The organism is Pontibacter saemangeumensis (assembly GCF_039541895.1).
Classification (GTDB): domain Bacteria; phylum Bacteroidota; class Bacteroidia; order Cytophagales; family Hymenobacteraceae; genus Pontibacter; species Pontibacter saemangeumensis.
This window is the reverse complement of record NZ_BAABHC010000014.1, coordinates 480,563-502,695: the sequence shown is the minus strand read 5'-3', so window position 1 is coordinate 502,695 and position 22,133 is coordinate 480,563. Positions and strand designations below refer to the sequence as shown.

The following is a 22,133-nucleotide window of genomic DNA, read 5'->3' as shown; positions in this document are numbered from 1 at the left end:
CGGGCTAATTTGTGGCAGGGGCTGCGGTTTGCCGCCGTGCGGGCCTGGCAGCGATGCGCTACCGGTGCTGCAGCGCCTGGGCAAGCGCCTCTGCCTTTCTTTTCGCCTCCACCAACTCCGTCACCTCCACGGCGGATATCAGGATGCCCTCTACTTCGCCGTTGTTCAGCAGTGGCTGGTACTTAAAGTTGAAGTACGCTTCCTGCGGCTTTCCGTTCCGGAAACGGTCAACTTCTGCTTTAAATTCACTGATCTGCACGCTGTCGCCCTTCTGGTACACCTGGTCCAGGAGGTCCGGGAAGCCGAGGTGCTGCAGCTCGGGCCATATCTCGCGGGCGGTGCGGCCCAGGTAGTGCCGGTTGCCGTAAACTTCATACACGCCCGGCGTTATATAGCGGCAAACATGGTTGGGTCCGCTGAGGAGGCACAGGTGCGCCGGCGAGAGGCGCAGGATATTCTCCATCTGCGTGTCCTTTTGCTGCAAGGCCTGCAGCGCCTGCTTTTGCTCCTCTATGTCGGTGAGCGTGCCCATCCACATCGTTGCCCTGCCGTCGGGGCCGTGCATGGGCAGGCCGCGCTCCAGAAACCAGCGGTAACTGCCGTCGTGAGCGTGGCGGATGCGGTACTCCATCTCAAACATCTGCCCCGACTGAATGGCCTGGTGCCACACCGTCAGCACCTCGGCTGAGTCCTCGGGGTGCACCACACTGATCCAGCCATCGGTCTGGCCCTGCCGCATGCCGGTGTAGCTGTACCAGTTGTCGTTGAAGTACAGAGACCCGCCCTGGGCATCGGCTGTCCAGGCCATGTGCGGCAACACTTCCAGCAGGTGTCGGAACCGGCTGTTGCTTTCCTGCAGTTTCTGCTCTGCCAGCTTGCTGCGCGTCACATCAATGATAGAACCCACGGTGCGGATGGGGCGCTGCTCCTCATCATAGATGATATACCCCTGGTCCAGCACGTGGGCATAGGAGCCGTTGGCCTTCAGAAACCGGTATTCACCTGCCCATGTTTTCTCTCCTGATTCCTTGGCTTTCGCGATGCTGGCCCTCATGGCGGGGAAGTCTTCCGGGTGCACACGACTGTCCCAGGAATCACTGCCTGTGCCCATCTCCTCGGAGGTGTAGCCCAGCACTTCTTCCAGGCCGGTTCCCCAGTACAGGCGGTCCTGTGCCATGTCGTATTCCCAGGCAACCGCATGCGTGGCGCTGGTCAGCATGCTCAGCTGGGCCTGGTTGTAGCGGGCGTTCTGCTCCTGCCGTACCTGGCCTGTGATGTCATGGGTTTGCTGCAGGATATATGTAATTTCGCCTTCGCCCGAGAGCACAGGTGTGTGGGTCGTGCTCCAGTAGCGAGGCTCAAAACCGCCGCCCTTCTCCGGGGCGAGCGGGAGGTCGTAGCGCAGCACTGGCATGGTGTGCGGCTCTTTATGCCGGAGCACGTGGTTTAGGGATTGCTCCAGGTTCTGCTTTGCGCTTGCATGGGAGACATTGGCGCTGTCGGGGAAAGTGGCCAACACGTTTTTGTTCACAATGGCATCACGCGCTAACAGCAAGGCCTGCAGGTAAGCGTCTGTGGCATCTAGTATGGTCAGGTCAGGTGCCATTACCAGGTAAAGCCCGGGCAACGCACGGAAAACAGCATCGAAGCAGACAGCGGAGGATGTGGGCTTACTATGAGACATAAGAATGTAGGTACATCACTTATAGGTGATATTGCGAATCTGCGTAAGCAGTAATATAGTAAAAAAAGCCTGACAGCACCATTCTAAAAAGGCCCTTCTTGCTATTTTACGGAAAAAAGCCTGCTTTGCGCGGGTTTAAGTGCCTGACCTGCTCCCGTCTGACCTAAATGCTTTGTGTAGAAACAGCTTCCTTCACCCCAAAGCCCTCAAATACCTCCTTCGCCTCTTTCAGGTTCCGGATATCCTCCACAATCACGATGAGCTTGTGCTTGGCCTCTTTCAGACGCGAACGGCGCGGGTGCTGCTGCACATACTTCAGAATGTTGCCAAAGATATCGGACTGGAAATAGGCGTCGTTGTTGTCGGAGGGCAGGTAGCCTTTCATCACCTCTTTTTTGATGGTGAGCTTCTCAAAGCCGAGCTGCTGGGCCTGCCAGCGCAGCTTCACGATCTCCACCAACTGCTGCACCTGCTCCGGCAGCGGCCCGAAGCGGTCTACGATGCTGGCGCGCAGCTTCTCCAGTTCTTCCATGCTTTTCACGCTGTCGAGCTTGCTGTAGAGGCTCAGGCGTTCGGAGATGTTGCTCACATACCAGTCCGGGATCAGCACCTCCATATCCGTCTCAATGTTACATTCCCGCACCGGCTCTATAAACTGCTCCAGGTTGTCGCCCAGGAACAGTTCGCGGAACTCGGTTTCCTTCAGCTCCTTGATGGCATCGTCGAGCACCTGGTGGTACATCTCAAAGCCAAGGTCGGTGATAAAACCGGTTTGCTCGCCGCCCAGCAGGTTGCCTGCTCCGCGTATATCCAGGTCGCGCATGGCAATCTTGAAGCCCTCGCCCAGGTCAGAGAACTCCTCCAGCGTGCTCAGGCGCTTGCGGGCATCCGAAGGCAGTCCGGCCACAGGCGGCGTGAGTAAATAGCAGTAGGCTTTTTTATTCGAGCGCCCCACGCGGCCCCGCATCTGGTGCAGGTCCGAGAGGCCGAACATATGGGCCCGGTTGATGATGATGGTGTTGGCATTCTCGATATCCAGCCCCGACTCAATGATGTTGGTGCTCACCAGCACGTCGTACTCGCCGTTCACGAACTTCATCATGCGCTTCTCCAGCTTCTCCGGCTCCATCTGCCCGTGGGCGTAGGTGACTTTGCAGTCGGGCACGTGGCGCAGGATCATGGCAGCCATCTCCTCTATATCCTTGATGCGGTTGTGCACGAAGAACACCTGCCCGCCGCGTTTCATCTCATATACAATCGCATCGCGGATGAGCGTTTCGTCGAACACGTGCAGCTCTGTTTTCACGGGCTGGCGGTTCGGCGGCGGCGTGGCGATCACGCTCAGGTCGCGGGCGCCCATCAGCGAGAAGTGCAGCGTGCGCGGAATTGGCGTGGCCGTGAGCGTAAGCGTATCCACGTTTATTTTCATTTCGCGCAGCTTCTCTTTGGTCTTCACCCCAAACTTCTGCTCCTCGTCGATGATCATCAGGCCGAGGTCTTTGAACTTCACGTCCTTGCTCACGATGCGGTGCGTGCCGATCAGGATATCGATCTTGCCTTCTGCCAGGCGCTTGAGCGTGTCTTTGGTGTCCTTGCTGGTCTTGAAGCGGTTGACATAATCCACCGTCACCGGGAACTGCTCCAGCCGGTCGCGGAAGGTGCGGAAGTGCTGCATGGCCAGAATGGTGGTGGGCACGAGCACGGCCACCTGCTTGCCATCGCAGGCGGCTTTGAAGGCGGCCCGGATGGCGATCTCGGTTTTGCCGAAGCCCACGTCGCCGCACACGAGGCGGTCCATCGGGTGCGGCTGCTCCATATCGGCTTTCACGTCCTCGGTGGCTTTGCCCTGGTCCGGGGTGTCCTCATATATGAACGACGACTCCAGCTCCGCCTGCAGAAAGCCGTCACGGGTATAGGAATAGCCCGGCGCGGCCTTGCGCTTGGCGTAGAGGCTGATGAGCTCGTGGGCAATGTCCTTGACCTTGCTCTTAACTTTTTTCTTCTTGTTCTCCCACTCCGGCGAGCCCAGCTTGCTCATGCTCGGCGGGCCGCCCTCCTTGCCGCTGTACTTGCTGATCTTATGCAGCGCGTGGATGCTCACATACAGCAAATCATCGTCGCGGTACACCAGGCGAATCGCTTCCTGCAAACGTCCGCCCACTTCTACTTTCTCCAGCCCGGCAAAGCGGCCGATGCCGTAGTCGATGTGGGTCACGTAGTCGCCGGGCTGCAGCGAGCGCAGCTCCTTCAGTGTCATGGCCTTGGATTTAGAGTGCCCCTCTTTGGCCTTGTGCTGGTAAAAGCGGTCGAACAGCTGGTGGTCGGTGTAGCAGGTGATTTTCAGGGTCTGGTCGATGAAGCCTTCGCGCAGTGAGATGGGCAGGTGCTGGAAGCGCACGTCGTGGTCCAGCTCATCGAAAATCATGGTGAGGCGGTTGATCTGGCGCGGCGAATCGGTGGCGATCAGGTTCACGAAGCCGTCGCCCTGCTGCTCGTGCAGGTCCTTTACCAGCCGCTTGAAATCCTTGTTGAACGAGGGCTGCGGCTTGGCCTGCAGTTGTATGGTTTCGGCTGCTTTAAAATAGAAGCGCTTTCCGATTTCCACCACGTTAAAATTATCCAGCAGCTTTTTGAACTGCTTCTGCGTCTGGAACAGCTGCTCCGGGTCCGACACCACCTTGGTGCCGCCGCTGCCCGCCAGCATCTTCTCGAAGTTGTGCGATGCCTTGTCGAAATACTCCTCTATCACGTCCAGGGTCAGGCGCACATCCTTAAACCAGAGCGTGGTGTTGGCAGGGATGAAGTCGAGGAATGCCTCGCGCGTTTCCTGCAGCAGCTTCGTCTGCACGTTGGGGATAATCGAAATCGCTTTCTTCGTCTCCACCGACAGCTGCGTGTCCGGGTCGAAGGTGCGGATGCTTTCGATCTCGTCGCCGAAAAGCTCGATGCGGTAGGGCAGGTCGTTGGCGTAGGAGTACACGTCCACGATGCCGCCGCGCACGGCGTACTGGCCCGCCTCATATACAAACTCGGTGCGCTCAAAGCCATATTCGGCCAGCATCTCGCTCAGGAAAACCGTGTCCAGTTTCTCGCCCACCTTGGCGCCCAGCGTGTTCTCGACCAGCGATTTTTTGTTGATCACCTTCTCCGTCAGCGCCTCCGGGTACGTCACGATCAGCTCGCCTTTGCCTGTTTTCTGGTTGAGGCGGTTGAGCACTTCGGCCCGCATGAGTATGTTGGCGTTCTCTGTGTCGTCGAAGCTGTAGGGGCGCTTGTAGGAGGTCGGGAAAAGCATGACCTCCTTTGTCTCGCCGAGCAGGTTTTTAAGGTCGGTGTAGAAATAGGCCGCCTCCTCTTTGTCGTGCAGCACGAAGAGTTGGTGCTGCGGCTGCAGGGTATATATGGCCGAGGCCAGCACGGCGTCCAGGCTGCCGGTGAGGCCTTTGAGTTGCAGGCGGTACGCCTTGTTGGCCTTCAGCCGCTCGGCGATGGTTTGCACCACACTGTCGAGGCGGTACAGCTCTAAGAAATCTTTAACTTTCATTCAATTCTATAACAAAACAGCAAAGGCAGAACACCAGGCTTTTCGAATAAGCCGTGTTCTGCTGTTTCTTCTTCTACAAAGATACTACAACTTAATGTTTTATCAGAACTGGGAGGAGGGGGAGAAGGTTGCGGGGGAGGAGCAGGAGTTGCTATCTGTTATATTATATTTGTACATACTCCCTTTATAGATTGTTGTAGAATTAAGAACATGGAAATGAATGCATATGTAATAGCCGGGATTGTACTTATTGCTTTAGGCACATTGGTAATGACTTTCGGCTCTAATAAAAGTAGTGCAGAATCTCAAAAAGAGATTCTTGATAAGTTTGAAGAGACTCAACAGAAAATAGAAAAAGCGAAAGGCTCAACAGACTCCGATAAGGGTAAAGAAGAAATAGAACAAATTGAAAATGAGTTTAATGAATGGGCTAGCGAGTTTATAAATAATAGAGAAAGAAGGAAGCTTGAATTAGAAAAGAAAGATTTAGATATCAAAGGAAACAGAGTTGCTTTAAGCGCTAAGTGGAAACCTCAGTTTGAAACTTTTTTCTCCAGTATAAGAAAAATTATAGATGTCTATAATAAGCAAGCAGGCACAACTATCACATATGATATCGTTAAGCTGCCAGAGAATATATTTGATCCTTCAGTTGAAGATTATGAGGCGAAAATTAAATTTAGGTCAGATGTAATATGGCTTATAAATGTAGCTCCCGCATCTGCTCTTGCTGATAAACATATGCCTAATATAAAAATTTCGATACTTGATAAAGAATCTATAGCTTTTGAGAACAATTCCTCCATACTTAACACTAAAGATGCGTTTAGCATAATTGTTAAAGATGATAGTACCTCAAAACAGAACCCAATCATATTGATAGTTAAATATAAAAATGACAGATATAATATGAAGAATATACCTGAAGATTATGAAGTTAAAGATGGTGTTTTTAAAGAATTGGCCAAAGATTTAGTAGGGAATCAGTTGTTGCAACTATAGATTCCCCCTGCAGCGAGTTTAGCGCCAGCGTAACTTGTGGCTTACGATGATGCCAGTTTGTAACTGGCGTTCCTCAAACTCCCGTTTCGCCAGTTACAAACTGGCTTCCATTTCAACCGCCAGTTACCGTTGCGCTCAAACTGGCGGGATGGGTAAACCCAAATTATAGGTTAAGAGCAGCATTATCAGGTAAAGTTATAACCTCCTGCTCAATATTCGGCTGTGTCTGAAATGCTTAGATTTCAGGAGGCAAAATCTCTTACTGCTTCGTAAGTGACGTTAAACCTGGATAAGATTTTTGAAGACGGATCGTCTCTGTCTCTAAGTATGGCAAGTAAAAGGTGTACAGTGCCGATGTCTTTGCTATCATCGAATTTGGCTTCCAGATAAGTTGTTTTCATCACCTGCTCTGCCTGTGTGGTGAGCGGCATACCGCCGTTCATATTTTGGCGCTGCGTATAGGCACTACGTGTGGCGTCCTCTAAAGCATGCTTTAGCTCATTTACCGAAACTCCCAGGTTTTTGAACAGGGAGACGGCACTCCCTTTTCCTTCCCAGATCATGCTCAGTAGCAAGTGTTCGGTGCCGATATGGTCATGACCATATCGTAATGCTTCCTCGCGGCTGAGCGAAATGACTTCTTTCACTCTTTTAGAAAATTTGGCCTCCATATATGATTTGCTAGTTGTGATACATTACATCAAGATAAGATAATTTTACTTGGATACAATAATCTTATTCGTAGAATAGCTTCTGCATTCCCAAGCTACAGGTTTAGCGCCAGCGCAACTTGTGGCTGTCTATGCCAGTTTGTAACTGGCGTGCCTCAAGTTCCCGTTTCGCCAGTTATAAACTGGCGGCCATATATTCCACCAGTTACCGCTTCGCTCAAACTGGCGGTATGGTTAGTTGATGGGCGCGATTCGGACCATGCCTTTGCCGCCTGCATAATCGATGGCGCTGCTATAGATATACTCCTGTGGCTCCCGTACAAACCCAGCCTCTACCGGGTTATGGTGGATATAATCCAGCTTTTGCTCCATCAGGAAGTTGGAGTTTAGCTCGATCGGCTGGTTGTGCTGCTGCCAGAACTGGTAGGTGGTGTTATTGTTGTTCCGCTTCCCGGCCCGTTCAAACATCCACAGCATCCATTCTTTGCGGCTTTCCTGTGGGTTATTGGCAATGGCTTTGAGTATGGTTTTAGCCGTGTGCTTTTTCAGGTCGCGGATGATGTCAGATTGCTTTCCTGTTTGTGATCCGATGATCAGGTGCACGTGGTTGGACATGATGCACCAGGCATATACCTCCAGCCCTTTGTTAAAGATGCAGTAGTTCAGGCTATCCACTACAATGGCCTTGTAAGCTGGCCTGGTAAAAACATCGATCCAGTTCACAGTGGCGAATGAGATAAAGTGAAGCTGACTGTCGTGGCTGATTTTGTAGTTCCGGCTCATGGTATAGAACCTATACCCGAACCTTCAACGCAAGTTGCAAACTTGCTTCATAGACAGCCACAAGTTACGCTGGTGCTAAACCTGCGGCATCGCTTCAGGATCTATATATAACAACAAACGCCCGGTGCAGGCAGCACCGGGCGTTTATATATGATTTGGGTATATAGCCTTAGTCCCAGTAAGCGGGCTGTGTTTGCTCCTGGCCGTCTGCAGAGAAGACGAGCTTCTTGTCCGCGCCGCTGTTGTCCAGCTCCACCTGGTAGAATTCGGTGTTGCCCTGCAGCAGTTTCTCGACATCGTCCAAGCGCATGTCGCTGTAGTTCTGACTGATGGCGGCTTTAACTGCCTCCGGGAGCGCAGCCTCCGGGATATCGTGCTTGTACTTCAGCATCTCCCCGTTCGCGCTGAAAAGAGCTTCATGGTCCACGGTGTCCACATCGAAGTCTGCTTCATAGTCAGCGCCGACTTTTTCCCATTCCAGGCCCACTGTATTCGGAAAATTGGCGGCAAGGGTCGTTTTCACGGTTTCCGGTACACTGTCAGGTTTTACGTCGTTGTCTTTGTCATCGTCGCAGGAGAACTGAAGCAAGCCCAGCAGCAACATAAGGTTGACTGAAAATTTCATGGTAAGTGTGTTAGATTAAACAAATAATTTCCACAAGCTTACAGCGTGAATCTGTTCGTAATCTGGAGACAATCTGTGCATAATCTGAAGCGAGGCCGGTATATAAACCCGCTGCCATGATGTGCCCCCTTTGCCGCTATGTTATGGCTGGCGGTGCTGCGGAGAAGCAGGAATGGAGGGTCATATATGAGAAGCACGTGCTACAGGTCGGCGCCGGCGGGCGAAAACGCGGCGGTTCCCCTTGCACCGGTATATTGTAAAGCCTATATTTAAAGCCGTATCCACACCGTATCTGATATCCCTCACCTGATGAGAAGAACAATCCGCACCACCCTATATACCTGCTTTGCGGCGGCCGTGCTGCTGGCGGGCTGCACCCAGCCGGAGGCCCCGCTGACGGAAAACGAAAAGGCAGACTTTACGCAGGTAATCCCTGCGCTGCAGGCCATCACCGCCGACTGGAACAGGGGCGACCTGGATGCGTTTGTGACCATATATGACAGCTCGGCCACCTTCATGTTGCCAGGCGGGCCTGTTGGCGTAGGCGAGATGAAGAGTTACTACCAAGAGGCTTTCACCGCAGACGGCACGCCCTCCTCTACCTTACAGTTCGACAGCCTGGAAATGCGGCCGCTGGGAACCCGCCATGCGCTGGTGACAGGGCGCTACATTCTGACGGCAAAGGACTCTTCCCGGCAGAGCGGCCGCTATTCGCTGGTTCTGGCGCACGCAGAAGACGGGTGGAAAATCGTGCATGACCACTCCAATTAGCCACAGAAACCTTATGAGCTGAGACAGGTCTTTACCGAAACTGCCATATATACAAGGTGTTTTTGCCGTTCCGGGCTTGTATCGAAAATGGCAGAGGAGCGCCTTCGCGCAGTGCCTTACTCCCGGGCATCGAACGGGATAAAGCGCCCGTTCTGCAGCATAAAGAGCGTGGTGCGGTTCTCCTCGATCACAGAGATACCGTCGGTTGGCAGCGGCACCCGCTTCTGGCTGCGGTTGTCCGTCACCACCGAATCCTGGGGGGCAAGCTTTAGCTGGTAGGTGCTGTACCACTCCTCCTTCAGTTGCTGGGCCGGATAAGTGGCGACCTTCGTTTCACGCGGCTGCCCAGTGTAGTCCAGAAACGCCAGGATGTGAATGGAATCGTTTTGCAGCACCTGCACGGCATAGTCCGGGGCGCTGTTGCCGTTAAAGTTGCCGCTCAGGTAGAGCGGGTTATTCACCCGAAAGCGCTTGTTTGCCATCGCCTGGTCGGTGAGGGTGGCGACGCGGGCCTGCGGCTGCCTTTTATCCAGCAGATCCAGCAAGGTGTCGGGGATCGGGTACAGGATTTTGCCCTCGTCGGTAGCCCGTGCCACGCTGTCTATGGCCGCCTTGGTGCCGGAGTCTACCTGCTCGTCTATCAGTTCGTCATCGGCGGCGCGGTTGTAGTTGCCGTCGGCGGAGTCGGAGCCGCAGGAGGCAAGGACCAGCAGGGCGGCGAATAGCAGACAATATGTTTTCATATCTTTCAGGTTTAGGTAAGCAGGCAGTTTACCTTTGCATACCAGTCACCTTCACGGAAGGTTGTCTGTGAAAGGGAAAGGCAGCGTGTTAATAGTTCCCAGGCATATATGGCAGGCCCGGTTACGGAGAAGAAAATTCCGGCTCAGGTTGAAAAATCATTCAAACAAAGCGCCGTTCGCACCACCTCGACTATCACACAGTTAAACTAAACCGCCACACCACCTTTATGCGCCACGATAGCCATACTTACAAAACAGGAAAATATTTCTCCGCGGCAGGCAGAGCGATCAGCTGGGTCGGGCTGGCAATCGGGTTGATGGCGGTGCTGAACGGGGCAAGTGTCGGGTGGGTGATGGTGCCGGTGGCGATAGCGGTGCAGCTGACCTATCATATGGTGGAGTTCGACCTGCAGCGCCAGACCTACCGGGAAGGCGTGCAGTTGCTGGGTATGAAATTCGGGAAGAGGCTGCCTCTGCCGGGCTTCGATTTTTTGTTTCTGAAAAATAACAATTACAGCCAGCTGGCAGAGTCCAGGGCGACGATGACCCAGTTCCGTTCGGAGATGTTTGACGGGTATATAAAACTGGCGGACGGCACAAAGCTGCACCTGCTGCAGACGAAAAGCAAGGCGCCTGCCCTGCAGCAACTGGCGGCAATAGCACAGGAGTTAAATACCGAACTGCGGGACCTGACGGAGATGAAGCAATAACGTACGCTTCAAAAAGCAAAGTCTCCAACCCCATATATAAATTCGCCCTCTATATACCGCAGCCTTTCCTGCCATTGCCGGAGATAATAGTATATCTTTAGTTCAGGTTAAGTTTATATATAACGCAAAAGAAAACACCCATGTTTCGGCACGTAGAAAGAGGCAGAACGTATAGGCACAATATCAAGCTGGCCGGTTTGCTGTCGTTTATTGCGGGCATGGTGAACATCTGCGGCGTGCTGTCGGTGGGCACCCTGACCACCAATGTGACCGGCCACTTTGCCTTTTTCGCGGAGCAGTTGCAACATAGTGCCTATAACCAGGCGCTCACGTTCCTGCTCTATATCCTCGCTTTCTTCCTAGGCTCATTTCTATCGAGTTTCACAACAGAGCTGTCGCTGAGCAGGGGCTACAAAGGAGCGCATATAGGGCCCATGGCAAGCGAAATTGCGATACTGCTGGCCCTTGGCCTGGCGGCAGACGATATGTTATTGGCGGGGGTAAGCGGCATGGTGATTGCCCTGCTGCTGCTGTTCGCGATGGGTTTGCAGAATGCGCTGGTGACGCGGGTGTCCAAATCAGTTGTCCGGACAACGCACCTGACGGGGCTGTTCACGGATCTGGGCATGGAGCTGTCGCAGTTGCTCTTTTACAAGAAGAAGGAGCAGCAGGAGAAGCTGATGCGCAGTGTGAACCTGAAGCTTGTCATCATTTTCTCTTTCTTTGCGGGCTGCATTGTTGGCGGTTTTCTTTACAATACCCTAACTTTAGGCACACTGGCGGCAGCGGCGGGGCTACTTGCCGTGGCCCTGGCCTACGACACGCTAAAATTCAGGTATTACCGCCTGCGCAGGGGGCGGCGCCTTCGGGCGTAAAGCAAATTCTATAAACCAGCTATGAGGCACATCAAACTTCTCACTACTGATTTTCTGGCGATAGAGTACAACCTCGTCGATGATTTTCTGGTGGGCAACTGGGCAGGCCCGTTAACAAAGGAAGACATCGTGGACGGGTATGAGCAGATCAGCCTCTTTCTGAAAAAGCAATTCTGCCACAAGCTGCTCGACAACCATTTGGAAGTGCAGGGCATGTGGGTGGAGCAAGCCGCCTGGATGGCCCGCGACTGGCACCCAAGGGCGGAAGCAATCGGCCTCCAGTACCATGCCTGCGTGTACTCCAGAGACATCTATAGCCGCCTCTCAGCGGACCAGGCCATCCGGATGGTGGAAAAGGGGATCGTGAAAGGCTTCGACACGGAGTCTGCCGCCGAAGGGTGGCTCAAGGCCTGGTAAGCAACTGCAGGCTTCCACGCACATATAAGAAATCGCCCGAAGCCGTAACTCCGGGCGATTTATATATAAAGCGTTGCTCGTTAGTCCCAATAGGCAGGCACGGTTACTTCCTGGCCATCTGCTGAGAAAACAAGGCGGCGGTCGGTGCCATTCTCTTCCACTTCCAGTTGGTAAAAGGTCTTCCCTTCTTTTTCTAACTGCTCCGTGTCATCCACGGGCATGCCTTTGTATTTCTGGTCGAGGGCGCTCTTGATGGGCTGTGGCAGGTCGTTCAGCGGCACGTCGCTTTTAGCCACCAGTACCTCCCCCGAAGGGTTCAGCAGCACGGTGTGCTCTGTGCGTTCTACACGAAACTCCGCCTCATAATTGTCGCCTTCTTTTTCCCATTCAGCATTTGTAGCGCCCGCATACTTCTGAGCCAGGGCACTCGTTACGGCCTGTGGCACTTCTTTCTCTTTTATATCCTGTGCGTGGGCGCCTAAAATGACGCTACCTGAAAAAAGAAAGGCAAATAAGATCGTCTTCATCATCTGTAAAATTTAAGTACTACGATTGATTAACAGGTGTAAAAGTAGATCCCGAATCTGAAGGAAATCTGGTAGTTGGGCGCAGGGCGGTGTTAAAAGTGACAGGAGATTTGCAATGGCTGTTAAATTTTAAGAAATAGCAGCCTGCACGCGCCTGCTGAGGCGGGTTATAATATTTTGGTGCTTTAACGATACGCCTTACAAGGGATAGCTATATGAAAAAGGTCGGCTTTTATGTTTCCAACCTGGTGCAGCGGGTGCTGAACTACGGCAAGTTCAGGAACGAATTTCTGGGGCGGTTGCCGCAGCGATTTCACGGTGCGGCCAAACTCCTTTTCTACTTCACCTTCACGGCAGAGGAAAAGAAGCTGGCAAGCGAGATTGAAAGTTTCCGCTCCAAAATCCCGGCGCTGAGCACTGCCAAGGAAGTCTACAGCTATACCTCGCCGCACTCCAATACTTTTAAGACCGACGAAAAAGGCAAAGCCCTGCCCGGCGAATATATAGGCAGCTCTGTAGAAGGCCATATGAAAACGGGCTCTTCCAAGTTTAACGGCATCCTGTTGCGCCGCATCGTGGCCGGAGCCGGCGTGAAAAGAATCCTGGAACTGGGCACCAACACCGGTTTCTCCGGTTGCTATTTTTTGTCAGTGCCCGGTACAGAGCTGGTCACCATCGAAGGCTCGGACACGCTGTGCGAGATCGCCAAAATCAACATGGACCGCTTCTCGGACAAGCACCGCATCATGAACATGCTTTTTGATGAGGCCATCGATGTGCTGCTGGCGGAGAAAGCCTCCTTCGACTGTGTGTTTATCGACGGGCAGCACGAGCAGAAGGCCACCCTGCACTACACGCAGCGCGTATTGCCTATGCTGAAGCCCGGCGCACTTATCGTGCACGACGATATTTACTGGTCGGATGACATGCACGCGGGGTGGCAAAAGATGGTGCAGGACCCGCAGTTCTCCGAAACAGTCGATCTGTTCTACAAGGGGATCTGTGTGGTAGGCAACGGCACGGCCCCCAAAGCGCACTATGATATGGGTGAGTACCTGCCAAGGCCGGAGATATTCCGCAAGAACTGGTAGGGCCTGAAAACAGCCTGCAGTTTCAAACGCCCGCAGGAGCCGCGCACGTGGCGAGGGCATCGGGTGCTATATATAAAACTGCTCATTCTGAGGGGCTGTTGTTCAGCCTGAACCCTATGCCGAACAGGAAATGCAGGGCTGCGCTTGTGACGTTGGCATGGCCATCCACCACGGGCACCTGCACCCAGGAGGCGGTGGCCCGGCCTTCGCCGAGCACAAACCACCTGTCCGCAAAATAATAGCGTTTGGCCACGGCGGCCTCCACCGTAGGCCCGGATATATAGTAGCCTTTCCGCAGGATCCCTTTGTTCTCGGGGTAAGTCATGTTCCGGATCGTGGACTCCGGGTGCGTGATAACCAGGCCGCCGCCCACAGACCACGCGAAGCCCCTGGCTTGCCAGAGGCGGTTGAGGGTGAGCAGGTTAAATCCATCGGTGATGGAGAAGCGCTGCACCTCCGGGGGAAGGTTCTCAAGGATAAGTTTGTGGTGCGTGAACTTCAGCCCCCAGCCGCTGTTCCCGGCCCAGGCGCTTACCCGCACATCGTAGTAAACCGGCGGTTCGAAAGGCTCGGTGCGGTAGCGGGCATCCAGGCTTATATCCTCATGCTTGCTTTGGTGCAGGTGCAAAGGCGTCCGGAAATTATGCACGGCCCCGCCTGCTACCCCAATCTCCCACGTCCTGCCTTGCCCAAAACTAACAAGCGGCAGCAGCGCCAGCAGCAGCGCGCCAGCCTTGTATGCTAACCTTTTCATCTGGATTTTCTCCTCTCCTTATCCCCGTGTTTTTTGTCGGTAAGCGCCTCAGCAGTAATAGTTATAACGTAAATGAGGAAGTTTTTATCGGGCAGGGTTTCGTCTGCCGGCAGGCCGCATACAGGACCAGCCGGCGGGGGGTGCCTGCCGCCGCGGCTTAGGAATCGTCGGTCAGAATTCTTAACTTCGGAAAAATGAGGAGCCTGCATCTGGCTCTCTGTTGTCCTTCACCGTCTAGTGCTTTTATGGAAATCCTTTTTGAAAACCTGCCAAACCCCTTCGCTTATTTTTTCCCCTTGTTTGTCGTGCTCATCCTGGCAGAGCTTTATATCAGCTACCGCGAAGACAAAGAACTGTACGAGGCAAAAGACACCGTGGCCAGTACCTGGGTGGGCATCGGGGCCGCCATCCTGAACAGCCTGACCAAAGTGTACCAGATCGGCTTTTTCTTCCTGATCTATAAACTGTTTGAGCCGCTCCGTGTGGAGTTCCTGGGCTACGAAAGCCTCGGGTGGGCCTGGTGGGTGTGGGTGCTGTGCCTGGTCGGCGACGACTTTAACTTTTACTGGCACCACCGGTTCTGCCACACCGTCCGCCTGTTCTGGGCGGCGCACGTGGTGCACCACTCCTCCGACAAGTTTAACCTCGGCACGGCCTTCCGCAACGGCTGGACTATTTTCCTTTACAAGCCGATTTACTGGATATGGCTTCCTGCGTTGGGCTTCAACCCGGTGATGCTGGCCCTGTGCATGTCCTTTAACTCCATCTATCAGTTCTTTCTGCACTCCACGCTGGTGCCGGATATAAAGGGGTTCAACAAAGTCTTTAACACGCCGTGGGTGCACCAGGTGCACCACGCCTGCAACGTAGAGTACCTGGACCGCAACCACGGGGGCATTTTCATTATCTGGGACAGGCTGTTCGGCACGTACCAGAACAGGGAGCACCACATTGCCCCGAAGTTCGGGGTGCTGCACCCGCCGCATTCCCACAACCCGATCAAGCTTAACTTTCATGAGTTCAGCGATATATGGAAAGACGTGAAGCGGGCGAAGACGTGGGAGCACAAGTTCAAGTACGTCTTTTACCCACCGGGCTGGAGCCCCGACGGCAGCACCAAAACCGCCAGGCAGATGCAGCAGGAACTGGAGAGGCAGCAGGCGGCAGTGCCAGCCACAGCGGCGCCAAACCGAAGAGAAGAGGCCATGGCCTAAGCCGGTACAACTGCGGCAGCGCTTTCGCCTGCTGCGTGTTTCAGCGCGGGTTTGCTTTACGGCATAAAAACAGAAAAGGCCAGCGGGAGCGCTGGCCTTTTCTGTTTTTATGCCGTCTGCTGCCGTTTGAGGGTTGGCCTGCGCTGTCAGCTTGCGTGGCTGAAATCTTTTTCAGCAGGCAAAACTTATTTTCCGGTACAGCTTGTTCTACCTTGTGGCTGCTATAGCAAGGCGGCCTTGTTGATTCGTTATACTGTATATAAATGGAAAACAGTCAGTTCTGGGGATTTTATGCGTTGCTGGCCGTCCGCTACATGGTGATTGCGGGGCTGGCCTTCCTGGTGTTTTATATGCTCTTCGCCTCCCGCTTCTCCGGGCGCAAGATCCAGGTGCTCTTCCCGAAGCGGAAGGACTATGTGCGGGAGGTGGGCTACTCGTTTCTTACCTTCTTCACGTTTGCGCTGGTGGGCGTGGTGCTGGCCTCGCCTGCCGTGCTGCCGCACACCCGCATCTACCACCGCATAGCCGACTACGGCTGGGGCTACCTGGCGCTGAGCGTGGTGCTGGCCCTGCTGATCCACGACACGTATTTTTACTGGACGCACCGCCTGATGCACCACCCGCGCCTGTTCAGGCTGTTTCACCTCACGCACCACCGCTCCGTTAACCCCTCGCCGTGGGCGGCGTTTGCGTTCAGTCCGCCGGAGGCCGTGGTGGAAGCCAGCGTCATCCTGGTGATCGCGTTCCTCATTCCCATCCACTCGCTCGGCATCCTGCTCTTCCTGCTGTTCATGACGGTGTACAACGTATATGGCCACCTCGGTTACGAGGTTTACCCTGCCTGGCTGGTGCGCAGCCGCGTGGGCCGGTGGCTGAACACCTCCACCAACCACAACATGCACCACCGGTACTTCAGGGGCAACTACGGGCTGTACTTCCGGTTCTGGGACGAGTTGCTGCACACCACGCACCCAGAGTACGGTGAGACGCTTGACAGGCTGGTCAGGCAGCCGGAGCAAAGGCCTGCTACGCAGCAGCAGTATAAGCAGAAGGGCTGATGCCTCACACTGTCATCCTGAAAACAATCTTGTGGGCCAGCCGCGCGACCTTGAGCTTCATTGTTGTTATACGCTTTGAAGAGACGGCAGAGGGCTGCCTATAGCTACTGGGTTCGCTACGGCATAAACTCAGGGCTTCGCCAGCATTGCATTGCGAATGCTCCTAATCGCAACTCATCCCTCCGGCCCGGAGACCTCGTTTCCCTGCCCCGCCGCCTCCCTGAAACGGCAGCAGCTTATATCCTGTACCAACTAATGCCAAATCATCTCTACATCCTTCTCTAGTAAAAATATTACTGCCCATTATTTCAAAACAACGAAGCTATATATGGGAGTAGGTTCAGGCAACCTGTTATAAACTGCCCGCTTCTTTATATATGATGTAGTATATATAAATTTTTTATTTGTTCAGCGGCCAGTTTGCTGTATAGCGAGCGGTGCTAAGGGCTTGGCGGTGCCTGTTGGGCGGGTAGCGCCTATATACTGTTAAAAAAGAAAGCCTCTCCAATGTTGATGGAGAGGCTTTTTCGCTGTAGGGGAAGGAATCGAACCTCCACGGAGTAGTTAGGCAAATATCTTTGTACTAGTGTTAGGTCAAAAGTTGCTTTATCCCAGAACCTCCACCCCCGAGATCGGAGGGCTTGTCTGCCAGTTTCAACACCCTACATTGTGTTTGATGATTCAAATATAGAAGGTCTTTTTTTAAATTGCAAATATTTTAATAAAAATAATTTTTCTATGCGATTATAATAACCAATACGCCATTGTGTTTGACAGGTTGTAAAATCGCAGCAATTATTTAGTATTCCTTAATCGGCAGTTTAACCCGGCCTCTGCTGTGTTGGTTCTTTTTTAAAAGGGTTTCCAGCGCTATCTATATGATTTTCAGGGATACAGCCGGGGCATATGCGGGCTTTGGCTGCAGCCGCGGACTTTTATGCGTAAGGGATATAGAACCCGAACCCAAACCAGCTTCCTGTATGGCCACTATCCAAGAAATAAAAATAGACCTGGAGGAGAAATCGATGCGCTCGCTCCTGGACGCCCGCACCAGCAAAGACAGTAAAATTGTGGCGGAGGGCGATTCCTGGTTTTCCTATCCCGTTGTGAAAGACGTCATCGACCATCTCCGGCAGATGGGCTACGCCATCAAGCGGCACAGCAAGCCCGGCGACACGCTGGAGAATATGGTGTTCGGCACCGACTACGCGATTGCCACACAGGTGCAGCGGGCCAACAACTACGGCCCCGTGAGCCTGCGGGAGACACTGCGCTCCGTCCGGAACCTGAAGCCGAAGTTCGTGCTCTTTAGCGCAGGCGGCAACGACGTGGTGGGTTCGGAGCTGGTGCAGTACCTGAACCACAAAAGGTCGGGGCTGCCGCTTTTCAGGGAAGCCTTTTTCAGGGACAGCGTGAATGGGTACATCCGAAGCGCCATCGTCAGTTTCCTGGAGCAGGTGTGGCAGGTAGACCCGGAGATTCATATCCTCATGCACGGCTACGACTACGCCATCCCCAACGGCACGCAGTACGAGCTGGCGGGCATCCGGTTCTCCGGCCCCTGGGTGCTGCCGGCCTTTGCCCGCAAAGCCATTACCGCCCGCAGCGAGCAGAATAAGATTATCCGGCAGCTCGTGGACATATACAATGAACTGCTCATCAGCCTGGGGCACGTTTACCCGAACTTCCACCACATCGACTTGCGCGGGCGCTTCCCAAACGAGGCACAGTGGCACAACGAGATCCACCTCCGGAAGGAAGGGTTTGAGCAGGTGGCCAAGCTGTACCACCAGAAGATGGTGGAGATACTGCTGTATAACCCGGTGGTGTAAGCTGCGCATGTAGGTATCGTGTTGCCCAGCGAAAGCGCTCAAAGTGCCACATAGTGCCGCTTTTGCTATATAGGGATAATGTTAATATTTAGCGCCTTTCTGTTGCTTACGGCCCGCTGCTTTAGTACCTTAACTCTGTGCAACTGCTCTCTGCAGCAGGTGTACCAGGGTACGCGTACATTAAACCAAAGAAGCCGATATGAAGCCCCACATTACGCGTGATTTGCTCTACAGCATTGCCCGGCACAGCAACTGGCGGCCAGGCGGCATCGAGGCTATGCTCCGGAGCTCCGGCATTTACGCCGGCCCCCGCAACTGGGCCTCTCTGCTGCGGCTGCTCCTGCTGGGGGCCGGCGTCAGTTTTATAGTGGCGGGCGTTGTCTTCTTCTTCGCCTACAACTGGGACGCGATGCACAAGTTCCTGAAGCTCGGCCTGCTGCAGGCGCTCATTGTCATCGTCACGGCCTATGTCCTGCTCTCGAAGCGCAGTGAGACCACCAGGAATCTGCTGCTCACGGGCAATGCCATGCTGGTGGGGGTGCTGTTTGCGGTGTTCGGGCAGGTATACCAGACCGGGGCCAACGCCTACGACTTTTTCCTGGGCTGGACGTGCTGCGTGGCGCTGTGGGTGGCGGTGGCGAAGTACCCGCCGCTGTGGCTCCTTTTTATGGCGCTCGTCAATACCACGCTTTTCCTATATGTGCAGCAGGTGGCCACGCACTGGCCCTTTGCCGTGCTGCTGGACCTGCTCTTTGTCCTGAACGGCACTGCCGTGCTGGTGTGGGAGTTGGTGGCGCATAAGACAAAAAACCGCACGCGCAGCAGGTGGCTGCAGCGGGTGCTGGGGCTGGCGGCTGTCACCGCGATCACCATCAGCCTGGTGGTAGGCATCTATGCGAATATGGAGGAGGACTGGGGACTTTGCGTGCTGCTGGCGGCCCTTGGCTACGGGGCCGGCATCTGGCACGGGCAGCGCGTCCGCGACCTGTTCTACCTGTCGGTTATCCCTTTCAGCGGTATTGTGGTGGTGGCCTCGCTCATTGTCCGGATGGCAGATAAAACCCCGGAGCTGCTCCTGCTGCTCGCCAGCCTCTTCGTGATAGGCAGCACCACGCTGCTGGTCCGCAACATTATCCGCATAAACCATAAATGGCATGGAAAATACTGAGCAACAAGCCCTGGACCTGCTGCTGCGCCAGATCAGGGAGCAGGAAGGGGAGGGTTTTGTATATGACCGGGCGGAGATTAATGCGGAATTAGAGCAGAGCACGCCGCTGCTCGCCAACCTGCCTGTTAAGCTGCTGACGATCCTGGGCGGCATACTCGCCAGCCTTTTTCTGCTGGGTTTCCTGTTTGCCACCGGCCTCTACGACTCGCCTACAGGGATGCTCGTTGCGGGGCTGCTGCTGCTGGCAGGGTCGGTGGCGGTGATCCGCATCAGGAAAGACACGCTGGCAGAGACTTCCTGCGTGTCTTTTCACATCATCGGCTACCTGCTTTTCGGCATCGGCTTCTCCGGGTTGTTCCAAAGCGAGGATGCTTTGTACAGCTTGCTGGCGCTTATGGCGCTGGGGGTGCTGTTTGCCGCCGCCAACAGCATCCTCACCTTCCTGGCGGTGCTTGTTTTCAGCGGTAGCCTGGCCGCCATCATCCTCAACCACCAGGCGCTAAACCTGATGCACGGCTACATCGGCGCGGTGGCGGGCCTGCTGACCTATCTAAGCCTGCGGGAGGCGACGCTCATCAGCTTGGGGAGCTGGTTTAGCCGCGTCTACGGGCCCGTGCGGATGGGGCTGGTGGTGACGCTTGTTGCGGCGCTGGCGCTGCTGATGCACCAACCGCCGCTGCCCGCTGGCGGCATCACGCACTACTGGCTGTCGGGTGTTCTGCTGATCGCGGCGGTGCTGTTCGTGCTATCGAAGGTGATGCGGCAGGCGGGGCTGGCAAACCGGAAACAGCAGTTGCTGGTATATGCCTGCTGCGGCCTGGTGCTGGCCCCTACGGTGCTGTCGCCAGCAGTGCCGGGGGCGCTGCTGGTGTTGCTGACCAGCTTCTACATCGGGCACAAAACAAGCTTTGCTGCCGGGGTGCTGTCGCTGGTATATTTTGTGATCCTGTACTACTACGACCTGCAACTCACGCTGCTCCAGAAGTCGGGAGTGCTCGTGCTCACCGGCGCGCTTTTTATAGGGGGCTACCTGCTCCTGCAGAAACACCTGAAAAACGATGCGAACTAAAAAAGGCCTTGTCATCCTGCTGAACCTGGTACTGCTGCTGGGCTTCTTCAACTGGTCGGTGCTGGAGAAGGAGAAGACGCTGGCCAGCGGCAGGCTGGTGTTGCTGGAACTGGCCCCGGTAGACCCGCGCTCGCTGCTGCAGGGCGATTACATGCGCCTGAACTATGCTATCAGCCAGGTGCCGGAGCCCGACAAACTGGCGGCAAGGGGCTATGTGGTGGTGCGGGTGGACGCCAACAGGGTGGCGCACCTGGTGCGGTACCAGCAAGGGAAGACGCCGCTGGCGGCCGGGGAGCAACTGATCAGGTACAACAAGGCGGACTGGGCGGTGCACATCGGGGCCGAGTCCTACTTCTTTGAGGAAGGGCAGGGCGAGCTGTTTGCCGGGGCGGCGTTTGGCGGCCTGAAGGTAGACGAGCAGGGCAACAGCATACTGGTCGGCCTATACACAGACGAGCGAAAGCTCATAAAACGAAAGGGTAGCGCCAGGTAAAGGCTCGCGCACAGCGTGTGCAAAACACAACGTATCTTATTTCCGATAAAAATAATGCAGCCTCGGGTTAGCTAAATTATATAGCATCCGTATACTAAGGGCTGAAACAAGTAGCTGTGGCAAATGGGCCATACGCATCAAGTCCTTTCTTACGTTAATCTTTAAAACAACCAAAGCTATATACTTATGAAGCACACACGTTTTTTGAATTCGCTGGCCTTATTGTTTGTCTGCCTGCTGGTAACCACCGTTTCCTGGGCACAGAATGAGAACGCAGCAAAACCAAGCCCACCTGCCGAGGCAACGGGCAAGGTAGGGGATGCAACCGTTACAATTAATTACAGCAGCCCTGCCGTGAAAGGGCGCGAGATATGGGGAGGCCTGGTGCCCTATGGCAAAGTGTGGCGCGCCGGGGCCAATGAGGCTACTACTGTAACCGTGGATAAGGACGTGATGGTAGAAGGCAAGGCCCTGCCAGCCGGTACTTACAGCTTTTACACCATCCCGGGTGAAGACGAGTGGACGGTGATCTTCAACAAAACTGCCAAGCAGTGGGGCACGCAGTACGACGAGAAGCAGGATGCGCTGCGCGTGATGGCTAAGCCACAGAAATCGGCTTCCATGAACGAGCGCCTCGCCTATGAGGTGACAGACAACGGCATCGTGCTGCGCTGGGAAAACATGGAACTGCCTGTTGCCATGGCTCCTGCGAAGTAACAGTTATATATAAACAGCACAAAAAAACTGCCCTGCAAGCCTTAGAGTTTGCAGGGCAGTTTTTTTGTGCCCGCCTTTTTCCCGAACGCCTATAATATCACGGCTTATATCAGCGTCACCTTCATACCTTTCAGGGTGAGTCAAAGTACATGATTGGATCGTCTGCCAGCCCTCTAAAGAATCATCCTTTGACTCTCCGCATTCGTATTGCTTCATCGCTTGCTGCTTCCTTTATCCTCTGAGTCTATATCTGACTTTAAAGACGCCTGGGTAAACGGGTTAAATAGCATCGATAAAATCCGCTTGCAACATAGCAGCCAGCAGCGGATGCAAGAGAAGCTCTTGGAGGGGTGGTCCGAGTCTATTTGCACACCGAGTAGTATCA

The 22,133-nt window shown here is 54.4% G+C and carries 22 protein-coding genes; 13 read left to right on the top strand and 9 right to left on the bottom strand.

Features of this window, described 5'->3' with window-relative positions; translation table 11 throughout:
• Positions 1-58: 58 nt before the first annotated feature.
• The gene (locus tag ABD920_RS12830) at positions 59-1,684 is read right to left on the bottom strand and encodes a PAS domain-containing protein (RefSeq protein WP_345159544.1); all 1,626 of its coding nucleotides are present in this window, start codon (positions 1,682-1,684) and stop codon (positions 59-61) included.
• Positions 1,685-1,847: 163 nt separating this feature from the next.
• Positions 1,848-5,228, bottom strand: a complete 3,381-nt coding sequence (gene mfd, locus ABD920_RS12825) for a transcription-repair coupling factor (RefSeq protein ID WP_345159543.1) — start codon at positions 5,226-5,228, stop codon at positions 1,848-1,850.
• 210 nt (positions 5,229-5,438) lie between these two features.
• Here mfd and ABD920_RS12820 point away from each other — a divergent pair, with 210 nt between their 5' ends.
• Entirely contained in the window at positions 5,439-6,230 is a 792-nt protein-coding gene (locus tag ABD920_RS12820) for a hypothetical protein (protein WP_345159542.1), read from the top strand.
• 242 nt (positions 6,231-6,472) lie between these two features.
• On the opposite strand, the gene ABD920_RS12815 is transcribed toward ABD920_RS12820, so the two are convergent.
• The 3 genes from ABD920_RS12815 to ABD920_RS12805 all read right to left on the bottom strand — a co-directional run bounded on the left by ABD920_RS12815 (position 6,473) and on the right by ABD920_RS12805 (position 8,309).
• Positions 6,473-6,901 carry a Clp protease N-terminal domain-containing protein gene (locus ABD920_RS12815; protein WP_345159541.1) on the bottom strand — a complete coding sequence of 143 codons (429 nt, stop codon included), beginning with the start codon at positions 6,899-6,901 and terminating at the stop codon, positions 6,473-6,475.
• Positions 6,902-7,135: 234 nt separating this feature from the next.
• Entirely contained in the window at positions 7,136-7,684 is a 549-nt protein-coding gene (locus tag ABD920_RS12810) for an REP-associated tyrosine transposase (protein WP_345159540.1), read from the bottom strand.
• Between the two features lie 169 nt (positions 7,685-7,853).
• Positions 7,854-8,309 carry a PepSY-like domain-containing protein gene (locus tag ABD920_RS12805; RefSeq protein ID WP_345159538.1) on the bottom strand — a complete coding sequence of 152 codons (456 nt, stop codon included), beginning with the start codon at positions 8,307-8,309 and terminating at the stop codon, positions 7,854-7,856.
• A gap of 309 nt (positions 8,310-8,618) precedes the next feature.
• Here ABD920_RS12805 and ABD920_RS12800 point away from each other — a divergent pair, with 309 nt between their 5' ends.
• The gene (locus ABD920_RS12800) at positions 8,619-9,080 is read left to right on the top strand and encodes a DUF4440 domain-containing protein (RefSeq protein ID WP_345159536.1); all 462 of its coding nucleotides are present in this window, start codon (positions 8,619-8,621) and stop codon (positions 9,078-9,080) included.
• Positions 9,081-9,196: 116 nt separating this feature from the next.
• Here the strand turns inward: ABD920_RS12800 and ABD920_RS12795 are convergent, their stop codons facing one another.
• Positions 9,197-9,823, bottom strand: a complete 627-nt coding sequence (locus tag ABD920_RS12795; RefSeq protein WP_345159535.1) for a hypothetical protein — start codon at positions 9,821-9,823, stop codon at positions 9,197-9,199.
• A gap of 227 nt (positions 9,824-10,050) precedes the next feature.
• Between ABD920_RS12795 and ABD920_RS12790 the strand changes: the two genes are divergently transcribed.
• The 3 genes from ABD920_RS12790 (at position 10,051) to ABD920_RS12780 (ending at position 11,825) form a co-directional block, all read left to right on the top strand.
• Complete coding sequence (locus ABD920_RS12790; RefSeq protein WP_345159534.1) at positions 10,051-10,533, top strand: hypothetical protein; 483 nt, start codon at positions 10,051-10,053, stop codon at positions 10,531-10,533.
• Positions 10,534-10,673: 140 nt separating this feature from the next.
• Entirely contained in the window at positions 10,674-11,408 is a 735-nt protein-coding gene (locus ABD920_RS12785) for a YoaK family protein (RefSeq protein WP_345159533.1), read from the top strand.
• 21 nt (positions 11,409-11,429) lie between these two features.
• Positions 11,430-11,825, top strand: coding sequence for a hypothetical protein (locus ABD920_RS12780; RefSeq protein WP_345159531.1), 396 nt, complete (start codon positions 11,430-11,432; stop codon positions 11,823-11,825).
• 80 nt (positions 11,826-11,905) lie between these two features.
• Here the strand turns inward: ABD920_RS12780 and ABD920_RS12775 are convergent, their stop codons facing one another.
• Positions 11,906-12,355 carry a PepSY-like domain-containing protein gene (locus ABD920_RS12775; RefSeq protein WP_345159530.1) on the bottom strand — a complete coding sequence of 150 codons (450 nt, stop codon included), beginning with the start codon at positions 12,353-12,355 and terminating at the stop codon, positions 11,906-11,908.
• A gap of 212 nt (positions 12,356-12,567) precedes the next feature.
• On the opposite strand from ABD920_RS12775, the gene ABD920_RS12770 reads away from it, so the two are divergent.
• Positions 12,568-13,443, top strand: a complete 876-nt coding sequence (locus tag ABD920_RS12770; RefSeq protein ID WP_345159528.1) for an O-methyltransferase — start codon at positions 12,568-12,570, stop codon at positions 13,441-13,443.
• Positions 13,444-13,525: 82 nt separating this feature from the next.
• Here the strand turns inward: ABD920_RS12770 and ABD920_RS12765 are convergent, their stop codons facing one another.
• On the bottom strand, positions 13,526-14,197 hold the full coding sequence (locus ABD920_RS12765) for a hypothetical protein (protein ID WP_345159526.1): 672 nt from the start codon (positions 14,195-14,197) through the stop codon (positions 13,526-13,528).
• A 245-nt stretch (positions 14,198-14,442) separates the two neighbouring features.
• On the opposite strand from ABD920_RS12765, the gene ABD920_RS12760 reads away from it, so the two are divergent.
• The 7 genes from ABD920_RS12760 (at position 14,443) to ABD920_RS12730 (ending at position 21,748) form a co-directional block, all read left to right on the top strand.
• Positions 14,443-15,411 (top strand): sterol desaturase family protein, encoded by a 969-nt coding sequence (locus ABD920_RS12760; protein ID WP_345159525.1) that lies wholly within the window; start codon positions 14,443-14,445, stop codon positions 15,409-15,411.
• A gap of 263 nt (positions 15,412-15,674) precedes the next feature.
• Complete coding sequence (locus tag ABD920_RS12755) at positions 15,675-16,469, top strand: sterol desaturase family protein (RefSeq protein WP_345159524.1); 795 nt, start codon at positions 15,675-15,677, stop codon at positions 16,467-16,469.
• A 980-nt stretch (positions 16,470-17,449) separates the two neighbouring features.
• Entirely contained in the window at positions 17,450-18,301 is an 852-nt protein-coding gene (locus tag ABD920_RS12750; RefSeq protein WP_345159523.1) for an SGNH/GDSL hydrolase family protein, read from the top strand.
• A 199-nt stretch (positions 18,302-18,500) separates the two neighbouring features.
• Entirely contained in the window at positions 18,501-19,469 is a 969-nt protein-coding gene (locus ABD920_RS12745) for a DUF2157 domain-containing protein (protein WP_345159522.1), read from the top strand.
• On the top strand, positions 19,456-20,538 hold the full coding sequence (locus ABD920_RS12740) for a DUF4401 domain-containing protein (protein ID WP_345159520.1): 1,083 nt from the start codon (positions 19,456-19,458) through the stop codon (positions 20,536-20,538). The genes ABD920_RS12745 and ABD920_RS12740 overlap by 14 nt, the downstream gene beginning before the upstream one ends.
• On the top strand, positions 20,528-21,031 hold the full coding sequence (locus ABD920_RS12735) for a GDYXXLXY domain-containing protein (protein WP_345159519.1): 504 nt from the start codon (positions 20,528-20,530) through the stop codon (positions 21,029-21,031). Before ABD920_RS12740 ends, ABD920_RS12735 begins: the two co-directional genes overlap by 11 nt.
• Before the next feature lie 186 nt (positions 21,032-21,217).
• On the top strand, positions 21,218-21,748 hold the full coding sequence (locus ABD920_RS12730; RefSeq protein ID WP_345159518.1) for a DUF2911 domain-containing protein: 531 nt from the start codon (positions 21,218-21,220) through the stop codon (positions 21,746-21,748).
• Between the two features lie 3 nt (positions 21,749-21,751).
• On the opposite strand, the gene ABD920_RS12725 is transcribed toward ABD920_RS12730, so the two are convergent.
• Entirely contained in the window at positions 21,752-21,964 is a 213-nt protein-coding gene (locus tag ABD920_RS12725) for a hypothetical protein (protein WP_345159516.1), read from the bottom strand.
• Positions 21,965-22,133 lie beyond the last annotated feature (169 nt).

Coding starts and splice junctions, on each gene's coding strand:
- ABD920_RS12735 (WP_345159519.1), top strand. CDS start 20,528: ATGCGAACTAAAAAAGGCCTTGTCATCCTGCTGAACCTGGTACTGCTG.
- mfd (WP_345159543.1), bottom strand. CDS start 5,228: ATGAAAGTTAAAGATTTCTTAGAGCTGTACCGCCTCGACAGTGTGGTG.
- ABD920_RS12775 (WP_345159530.1), bottom strand. CDS start 12,355: ATGATGAAGACGATCTTATTTGCCTTTCTTTTTTCAGGTAGCGTCATT.
- ABD920_RS12725 (WP_345159516.1), bottom strand. CDS start 21,964: ATGAAGCAATACGAATGCGGAGAGTCAAAGGATGATTCTTTAGAGGGC.
- ABD920_RS12745 (WP_345159522.1), top strand. CDS start 18,501: ATGAAGCCCCACATTACGCGTGATTTGCTCTACAGCATTGCCCGGCAC.
- ABD920_RS12795 (WP_345159535.1), bottom strand. CDS start 9,823: ATGAAAACATATTGTCTGCTATTCGCCGCCCTGCTGGTCCTTGCCTCC.
- ABD920_RS12800 (WP_345159536.1), top strand. CDS start 8,619: ATGAGAAGAACAATCCGCACCACCCTATATACCTGCTTTGCGGCGGCC.
- ABD920_RS12755 (WP_345159524.1), top strand. CDS start 15,675: ATGGAAAACAGTCAGTTCTGGGGATTTTATGCGTTGCTGGCCGTCCGC.
- ABD920_RS12760 (WP_345159525.1), top strand. CDS start 14,443: ATGGAAATCCTTTTTGAAAACCTGCCAAACCCCTTCGCTTATTTTTTC.
- ABD920_RS12790 (WP_345159534.1), top strand. CDS start 10,051: ATGCGCCACGATAGCCATACTTACAAAACAGGAAAATATTTCTCCGCG.
- ABD920_RS12830 (WP_345159544.1), bottom strand. CDS start 1,684: ATGTCTCATAGTAAGCCCACATCCTCCGCTGTCTGCTTCGATGCTGTT.
- ABD920_RS12820 (WP_345159542.1), top strand. CDS start 5,439: ATGGAAATGAATGCATATGTAATAGCCGGGATTGTACTTATTGCTTTA.
- ABD920_RS12740 (WP_345159520.1), top strand. CDS start 19,456: ATGGAAAATACTGAGCAACAAGCCCTGGACCTGCTGCTGCGCCAGATC.
- ABD920_RS12780 (WP_345159531.1), top strand. CDS start 11,430: ATGAGGCACATCAAACTTCTCACTACTGATTTTCTGGCGATAGAGTAC.
- ABD920_RS12785 (WP_345159533.1), top strand. CDS start 10,674: ATGTTTCGGCACGTAGAAAGAGGCAGAACGTATAGGCACAATATCAAG.
- ABD920_RS12730 (WP_345159518.1), top strand. CDS start 21,218: ATGAAGCACACACGTTTTTTGAATTCGCTGGCCTTATTGTTTGTCTGC.
- ABD920_RS12770 (WP_345159528.1), top strand. CDS start 12,568: ATGAAAAAGGTCGGCTTTTATGTTTCCAACCTGGTGCAGCGGGTGCTG.
- ABD920_RS12810 (WP_345159540.1), bottom strand. CDS start 7,684: ATGAGCCGGAACTACAAAATCAGCCACGACAGTCAGCTTCACTTTATC.
- ABD920_RS12805 (WP_345159538.1), bottom strand. CDS start 8,309: ATGAAATTTTCAGTCAACCTTATGTTGCTGCTGGGCTTGCTTCAGTTC.
- ABD920_RS12765 (WP_345159526.1), bottom strand. CDS start 14,197: ATGAAAAGGTTAGCATACAAGGCTGGCGCGCTGCTGCTGGCGCTGCTG.
- ABD920_RS12815 (WP_345159541.1), bottom strand. CDS start 6,901: ATGGAGGCCAAATTTTCTAAAAGAGTGAAAGAAGTCATTTCGCTCAGC.
- ABD920_RS12750 (WP_345159523.1), top strand. CDS start 17,450: ATGGCCACTATCCAAGAAATAAAAATAGACCTGGAGGAGAAATCGATG.